The organism is Aliirhizobium sp. YIM B11859, assembly GCF_057163345.1.
This window is the reverse complement of sequence record NZ_JBXHAY010000047.1, coordinates 1-1,057: the sequence shown is the minus strand read 5'-3', so window position 1 is coordinate 1,057 and position 1,057 is coordinate 1. Positions and strand designations below refer to the sequence as shown.

At 58.2% G+C, this 1,057-nt stretch carries 1 protein-coding gene; it reads left to right on the top strand.

Features of this window, described 5'->3' with window-relative positions:
• Positions 1 to 97: 97 nt before the first annotated feature.
• Positions 98 to 1,041 (top strand): IS630 family transposase gene (locus tag AC2GXZ_RS32550; RefSeq protein WP_483763382.1). Its coding sequence is split into 2 segments (ribosomal slippage): positions 98 to 422 and positions 422 to 1,041, totalling 945 coding nucleotides; the frame shifts between segments, so codons are not numbered across the junction.
• Positions 1,042 to 1,057 lie beyond the last annotated feature (16 nt).

The following is a 1,057-nucleotide window of genomic DNA, read 5'->3' as shown; positions in this document are numbered from 1 at the left end:
TAGAGCACGTCCATTGAACACGGAATCGCGTTGAGGATTCCGTTGGCTTCCGAATTATGATTCCATCGCCCCGACTGTTGATTTGGCCGGAGGCAATATGACCCGAGCTTTCAGTGATGACCTGCGTAGCCGCGTTCTGGCTGCGTCACGCGATGGCATGTCGGCTCGATCGGCGGCGGCCAGATTTGGAATTGGCATTTCAACGGCCATCGCCTGGATCGCCAGCGCACGGGCGGGACAGTTGACGCCCGCAAAGCAGGGCCGACGCGGTGGCTCACGCCTCGATGCTCACGAGGACTTCATCATCGGCATGATCGAAGAGGAAAAGGATATCACGCTCAACGAGATGGCTCTGCGACTGCGTGAGGACAGAGCCGTATCGATCGGCCGCAGCGCGCTTGACGTCTGGCTGCGAAAGCGCGGCTGGACTTTCAAAAAAAGACCGCACATGCACTGGAGCAGGAGCGTCCTGACCTCCTGAAGCGTCGTCAGGACTGGTTCGACGGCCAACTCGATCTCGATCCAGCGCGGCTCGTCTTCATCGATGAAACCGGCCTGAGCACGAAAATGTCTCGGCTTCGCGGACGGGCCCCTTGCGGAGATCGATGCCGCTCACCAGTCCCGCACGGCCATTGGAAGACAACGACGTTTACCGGAGCCCTCAGGCTATCCGGAATGACTGCACCCATGGTTTTGGACGGTGCGATGAACGGGGTGGCATTCCAGGCCTATGTCCAGCAGGTTCTCATTCCAACTTTGGCTCCGGGCGATATCGTCATCATGGACAATCTGCCTGCACACAAAGCGGATGGCGTGCGTCACGCAATCGAAAACGCCGGATGCCGGTTGCTTTACCTTCCTCCCTACAGTCCCGACTTCAACCCCATCGAGAAGGCATTCGCGAAGCTCAAGGCCGTATTGCGCGCAAAAGCCGAGCGAACGATCAACGGCTTATGGAATACCGTCGGCCACATGGTCACGCTGTTCGAACCACAAGAATGCGCCAACTACTTCAAATCGTGCGGATATGACCCCGAGTAAAGCGGACGTGCTCTAG